Consider the following 6042-nt stretch of genomic DNA (forward strand, 5'->3'; position numbering starts at 1 on the left):
CGGCGGCTCCCGGGTCACGACGGCAGGAAACCCATGAGCAGTACCGGACGCGCACCGGCGGGCGCAATGGAGGTCACCTCAAGGGCGGCAGCCGGCGCGCGTCCCCCTACATCCCGGCCAGCGCGGTGACCGGGGACTCCACGCAGTCGGCCACGAAGCGCAGGAAGCCACCCGCCGTGCCGCCGTCGCACACCCGGTGGTCGAACGCCAGGGTCAGCTGCGCCACCTTGCGCACGGCCAGCTGCCCGTCCACCGCCCACGGCCGGTCGATGATGCGGCCGATGCCCAGGATCGCCGCCTCCGGGTGGTTGATGATCGCCGCCGAGCCGTCCACGCCGAACACGCCGTAGTTGTTGACCGTGAACGTGCCGCCGGTCAGCGCGGCGGGCGGCAGGGAGCCCTCGCGGGCCGCGCCGGCGTGCGCGGTGATCGCGGTGGCCAGCTCGGCGGTGGTGAGGGTGTGGGCGTCGCGCACGACGGGCACGACCAGGCCGCGGTCGGTCTGGGCGGCGAAGCCGAGGTGCACCTCGTCGAGCACGACGACCTCGTCGCCCTCCACGCGCGAGTTCAGCTCGGGGAACTTCTTCAGCCCCAGCACGGTGAAGCGGGACAGCAGCGCGAGCAGCGACACGGACGGCAGCGCGGCGCGGGCGGCCAGGAAGCCGGTCGCGTCCACGTCGACCCACACGGTGGCCTCGGGGATCTCGCGCCGCGAGGTGGCCAGCTTCCGCGCCACCGCGCCCCGCAGGCCCTTCAGCGGGATGCGCCGACCCGCGGCCGGCGCGGTGCGGGCGGCCAGGGCGCGTTCCACGTCGGCGCGGCGGATGACGCCGTTCGGGCCGGTCGCCTCGACCCGGTCCAGCGGCAGGCCGTTCTCCCGGGCCAGTTGCCGCACGATCGGCGAGATGACGGCGGGGGCGGTCGGGAGGGCGGCGGGAGCGGTCGGGAGGGCGGCCTCCTCGGGTGCCGTGCGCGCCGCGGGGACGGCGGGCGCGGCGGGGGTGCGGGACGTGCGGCGGCGTCGGCGGGGCGCGTCGGACGTGCCGTAGCCGATCAGCACGTTGCCCGAGTACTCCGACGACTCGGGCGCCCCGTCCGACGGGGCACCCACGGACAGCAGCACGGAGCCGACGGCCAGCTTCTCCCCCGGCTCGCCGTACCGGGCGCTGACCACGCCCTCGAACGGGCACGGCACCTCGACGACGGCCTTGGCGGTCTCGACCTCGACCACGGGCTGGTCCACGGCCACCCGGTCGCCCACGGACACCAGCCAGGTGACGATCTCGCCCTCGGTCAGGCCCTCGCCGAGGTCGGGCAGGCGGAAGTCAGGCACGGGCGCTCCCCACGACCTCGTCGTCCCACTGGAGGCGGGCGATCGCGTCCAGCACGCGGTCCACCGACGGCAGGTGGTGCTCCTCCAGCTTCGGCGGCGGGTAGGGGATGTCGAACCCGGTGACCCGCAGCACGGGCGCGTGCAGGTGGTGGAAGCAGCGCTCGGTGACCCTGGCGACGACCTCCGCGCCGTACCCGCCGAACCCGGCCGCCTCGTGCACGACCACCGCCCGGCCGGTCTTGCGCACCGACGCGCACACCGTCTCGTCGTCGAACGGCGCCAGCGACCGCAGGTCGACGACCTCGACGTCCCAGCCCTCCTCGGCGGCGGCGTCGGCGGTCTCCAGCGCGGTGACCACCATGGGGCCGTAGGCGATGAGCGTGACGTCGCGGCCGGGCCGCCGCACGAGCGCCCGGTCGAACCCCACCGCGGTCGACGTCAGCTCCCCCTTGGCCCAGTAGCGGCGCTTGGGCTCCAGGAAGATCACCGGGTCGGGCGAGTCGATGGCGTCGCGCAGCAGCCGGTAGGCGTCGTCGGGGGTGCCGGGCGTGACGACGCGCAGCCCCGGCGTGTGCGTGTAGTACGCCTCGGACGAGTCGCAGTGGTGCTCGACGCCGCCGATGCCGCCGCCGTAGGGCACGCGGATCACGACGGGCAGCCCCACCCGGCCGCGGGTGCGGTTGCGCATCTTCGCCAGGTGGCTGGTGATCTGCTCGAACGCCGGGTAGGCGAACGCGTCGAACTGCATCTCCACCACGGGCCGCAGCCCGTTCATGGCCATGCCGATGGCGGTGCCGACGATGCCGGACTCGGCCAGGGGCGTGTCGAACACCCGCGTGTCGCCGAACCGCGCGGCCAGCCCGTCGGTCACCCGGAACACGCCGCCGAGCGCGCCGACGTCCTCGCCGAACACCAGCACGCCGGGGTCGGCGTCGAGGGCGTCGGCGAGGGCCTTGTTCAGCGCGCCCGCCATGGACAGGGCGGTCATGCCAATTCCTCCCGCAGCGCGGCGGCCTGCTCGCGCAGGTGCGCGGGCGTGGTCGCGTAGACGTGCTCGAACAGCTCCGCCGGGTCGTGGGCAACGTCGGCGTTCATCACCGCGCGGGTGTGCGCGGCGAACTCCTCGGCCTCGGCGGCGACGGCCTCGCGGCGGGCGTCGTCGAGCAGGCCCCGCGAGGTCAGGTACGCCTCGATCCGGTCGACCGGGTCGCGGGCGAGCCACGCGGCGACCTCGGCGGGGTCGCGGTAGCGGGAGGCGTCGTCGGCGTTGGTGTGCGCCTCGATCCGGTAGGTGACCGCCTCGATCCACGTCGGCCCGCCGGACGCGAGGGCGTCGCGCACCACCGCGTACACGGCGGCCACGTCGTTGCCGTCGACCAGCACGGACGGCACGCCGTACCCGACGCCCTTGTGCGCCAGCGACGGCGCGGCGTTCTGCTTGGACAGGGGCACGCTGATCGCGTAGCCGTTGTTCTGCACCAGGAACACCACGGGCGCGTTCCACACGCCGGCGAAGTTCAGCGCCTCGTGCGTGTCGCCCTCGCTGGTGGCGCCGTCGCCGAGCATCACCAGCGCGGCGGTGTCCTCGCCCTTGACGCGGGCGGCGTGCGCGAAGCCCACGGCGTGCAGCGTGTTGGTGGCCAGCGGCGTGCACTGGGGGCCGACGCGGTGCTCGTAGGGGTCGTAGCCGAGGTGCCAGCCGCCCTGGAGCAGGGTGAGGGTGCCCAGCGGGCTGACGCCCCGGGTGACCAGGGCGACCGAGTCGCGGTAGGTGGGGAACAGCCAGTCCCGCTCGCGCAGCGCCAGCACCGCGCCGACCTCGCACGCCTCCTGCCCGCGCGACGACGGGTACACGGCCAGCCGGCCCTGCCTGGTCAGCGCGGTGGCCTGGGTGTCGAAGCGGCGGCCGACGACCATCCGCCGGTGCAGTTCCACGAGCACGTCGTCGTCGGGCATCGCCAGCGGCGGGTCCCCGACCGGCGAGCCGTCCTCGCGCAGCAGCGACAGCGGTTCCTCGCTGGGCAGCAACGTCCGCTCGGGCGCGCGGGTGCGGGCCATGGGCTCCTCCGGTGTCTCACGGTGTCTCGGGTTGCGAGATGGAGGGCATGGTCCGCGTCACACCGGCCAATGATCCAGGTCCGGGCGGTTTTCCTGGACGAACGGCCGCGCGGGCGGGTTATCGTCGACCGCATGACGGCCAGGGCTGGACATTCGGCACCGCTCGACGCGCTCGACCGGCGCATCGTGGAGGCGCTGCGCGCGGACGGGCGGATGTCGATGCGCGCGCTGGCCGAGAAGCTGCACATCTCGCGCGCCAGCGCGTACTCGCGGGTGGAGCGGCTGCACCGGGACGGCGTCGTCACCGGGTACGCGGCGGTGGTCGACCCGGAGCGCTACGGCTTCGGCATCTCGGCCTACGTCTACCTCAAGATCAGCCAGCACTCGTGGAAGGCCGTGCGGCAGCGGGTGATGGAGATCCCCGAGGTGTGGCACGGCGCGCTGGTGTCGGGCGACTACGACCTGGTGCTGCTGGTGCGCGCCCCGGACGCGCACAGCCTGCGCGACCTGGTGCTGTCGCGGCTCCAGACGATGCCGGACGTGACCTCCAGCCACACGGTGCTGGTGCTGGACGAGCTGCCCGCCGGGGGCGACGGTCACCAGCCGAAGTTCTGGGTCCAGTAGGTGCCGTAGGAACCGCCGCGCGCCATGCCCGCGCCGAGGGTCTTGAGCTCGCAGTTGAGGATGTTCGCCCGGTGGCCGGGTGACTCCATCCAGCCCTTGACGACGGCCTCGGCGGTGCGCTGGCCGGCGGCGATGTTCTCCGCGCCGGGACCGGGGTGGCCGGCGGCCTTGACCCGGTCGACGAACGAGCGGCCGTCGAGCGAGGTGTGCGAGAAGTAGTTCCGCGCGGCCATGTCGGCGCTGTGCGCGCGGGCGGCCCGGCCGAGCCGGTCGTCGGCGGTCAGGGCGGGGCAGCCGTTGGCGGCGCGCTCGGCGTTGGTCAGCTCCACGACCTTCGCCTCGGCCGGCTCGACCTCGGTCCGGACCGGCGCGGCCGGTTCGGGCGCGGGTGCCGGCGCCTCGGGCCGGGGCGCCGGGGGCCGGGTGGTCGTGGGCCGGGTGGTCGTGGGCGGCTGCCCGGTCGTCGAGGTCGCGGTCTCGGTCGTGGTGGTCGTCGTCGGGGCGGCGTCGGACGCCGGCACCGACGTCGCGGAGGGCGTCGGGGTGGTGGGCTGCGCGAAGCCGTCGGTGCGCGGGGCGGCGCTCACCCCGACGCTCGCGCTCGCCGCGACCAGGGCCAGCCCGTCGGGGTGCTCGCACCCGGTCAGGCCCAGTCCGGCGACGACGGCGAGCAGGGGCAGAACTCGACTCTTGCGCGACACGCGGCAACCTCGATCTGCATTCGACGGCATTTCGGGCGCGACGACCGCATGGACGCTTTGTGCAGGGTAACGCCCTGCGGTCGTCGCACCGAACAGGGAACCGAGCGGGACCAGGCAGGTTGGGAGCGCTGCGGTCGACCTCAATTCCAAAATAAGCCTATCGAGTTCCCGAGAATTGTCAACGAATCATTTTTTAAGGAATATTTAAACCTCGCACAAGGTGCGCGCAAGCCGGGTGGGCGGACACTGCGGCGCCCGGCGCGGGGGCACGCGGGGATCAGGCCCCGTCGACCCGGCCGAGCCGCAGCTGCACGCGGGTGCCGCCGAGCGGGCCCCGGTCCACGACCAGCGAGCCGCCGGTGGCCTCGGCGGCGCGGCGGGCGATGTCCAGGCCCAGCCCGGTGGAGCCCGCGCCGCTGCTGCCGCGCCGCAGCGCCGACTCCAGGTCGTCGATGCCGGGCCCGGCGTCCTCGACGACGACCACCACCAGGTCGGACCGGTGGAACAGGGCGACGACGAACCCGGTGCCCTCGGGGGTGTGCCGGAAGACGTTGCCCAGCAGGGCGTCCATGGCCGCGGCGAGGTCGCTGCGGGTCAGCGGGACCAGCGCGCTGCGCTCGGTGCCGCGCAGGTTCCACAGCCGCTGCTGGTCGTCGGCCAGCGCCGACCAGAACACCAGGCGGTCGCGCACGACCTCCGCGGCGTCGCAGCGGCTGCCGCCGGGGTCGTCGAGCTGGCGGCGGGCGGCCCGGATGAGCTCGTCGACCTCGCGTTCGAGGGCGTGCACGGCCTGGCGCACGCGGTTGGCGTTGCTGTCCGCGCCGAGCGTCTCGGAGTCCAGCCGCAGCGCGGTGAGCGGGGTGCGCAGCCGGTGCGACAGGTCGGCGAGGACCTCGCGCTCGGCGGCGACGAGCTGGCCGATGCGGTCGGCCATGCGGTTGAACGCGCCGCCCGCGTCGTGCAGCTCGGGCGGCCCGCTGGGCGTGACGCGGGTGGCGAGGTCGCCCCGCCCCATGCCGCGGGCGCCCTCGGCGAGGGCCTTGGCGGCCTTGACGACGCGCGCCCCGAGGCGGTCGGCGACGAGCACGGAGGCCAGCACCAGGGACACGGCCACGCCGCTGAGCGCGAACAGCGCCTGGTCCACGCCGCGCGACAGCTCGGCCTCGGGCACGAACGCCTCGACGACGGCGACCCGGTCGCGGTCCAGCAGCACCGGTTGCAGGTGCACGCGGCCCGCCGGGATCGCCTCGGTGAACGCCCGCCCCTGCCCGCGCGCCGAGGTGAGCTGCTCGTCGGTGGCCACCGGCACGCCGACCACCTCGCCGG

At 74.6% G+C, this 6042-nt stretch carries 6 protein-coding genes; 1 reads left to right on the forward strand and 5 read right to left on the reverse strand.

All coding sequences use genetic code 11. The features are described from left to right. Nucleotides 1-106 precede the first annotated feature (106 nt). From ACR807_RS29175 to ACR807_RS29185, 3 genes are read right to left on the reverse strand one after another with little or no spacing between them, the layout of a single operon-like run. A complete protein-coding gene (locus ACR807_RS29175) occupies nucleotides 107-1333 on the reverse strand; it encodes a dihydrolipoamide acetyltransferase family protein (protein WP_438924654.1) in 1227 nt (408 codons plus the stop codon). Then, nucleotides 1326-2321: an alpha-ketoacid dehydrogenase subunit beta gene (locus ACR807_RS29180; RefSeq protein ID WP_438924655.1), complete on the reverse strand. Its 996-nt coding sequence runs from the start codon at nucleotides 2319-2321 to the stop codon at nucleotides 1326-1328. Before ACR807_RS29180 ends, ACR807_RS29175 begins: the two co-directional genes overlap by 8 nt. After that, on the reverse strand, nucleotides 2318-3391 hold the full coding sequence (locus ACR807_RS29185; protein ID WP_438924656.1) for a thiamine pyrophosphate-dependent dehydrogenase E1 component subunit alpha: 1074 nt from the start codon (nucleotides 3389-3391) through the stop codon (nucleotides 2318-2320). Before ACR807_RS29185 ends, ACR807_RS29180 begins: the two co-directional genes overlap by 4 nt. Before the next feature lie 132 nt (nucleotides 3392-3523). Here ACR807_RS29185 and ACR807_RS29190 point away from each other — a divergent pair, with 132 nt between their 5' ends. Next, complete coding sequence (locus ACR807_RS29190; RefSeq protein WP_438924657.1) at nucleotides 3524-4015, forward strand: Lrp/AsnC family transcriptional regulator; 492 nt, start codon at nucleotides 3524-3526, stop codon at nucleotides 4013-4015. Here ACR807_RS29190 and ACR807_RS29195 read toward each other — a convergent pair. Beyond that, nucleotides 3988-4716, reverse strand: a complete 729-nt coding sequence (locus ACR807_RS29195) for a CAP domain-containing protein (protein ID WP_438924658.1) — start codon at nucleotides 4714-4716, stop codon at nucleotides 3988-3990. The two genes, ACR807_RS29190 and ACR807_RS29195, sit on opposite strands and share 28 nt — an antisense overlap. 277 nt (nucleotides 4717-4993) lie before the next feature. Continuing rightward, nucleotides 4994-6042 (reverse strand): sensor histidine kinase (locus tag ACR807_RS29200; RefSeq protein ID WP_438924659.1); only part of this gene is annotated, 1049 nt, incomplete at its 5' end.

This window comes from Saccharothrix sabaoui, assembly GCF_051756985.1.
In the GTDB taxonomy this organism is placed as follows: domain Bacteria; phylum Actinomycetota; class Actinomycetes; order Mycobacteriales; family Pseudonocardiaceae; genus Actinosynnema.

Bases quoted from the DNA above. Each gene is read 5' to 3' on its own strand.
- ACR807_RS29185 (WP_438924656.1), bottom strand. From the start codon at position 3,391: ATGGCCCGCACCCGCGCGCCCGAGCGGACGTTGCTGCCCAGCGAGGAA.
- ACR807_RS29190 (WP_438924657.1), top strand. From the start codon at position 3,524: ATGACGGCCAGGGCTGGACATTCGGCACCGCTCGACGCGCTCGACCGG.
- ACR807_RS29180 (WP_438924655.1), bottom strand. From the start codon at position 2,321: ATGACCGCCCTGTCCATGGCGGGCGCGCTGAACAAGGCCCTCGCCGAC.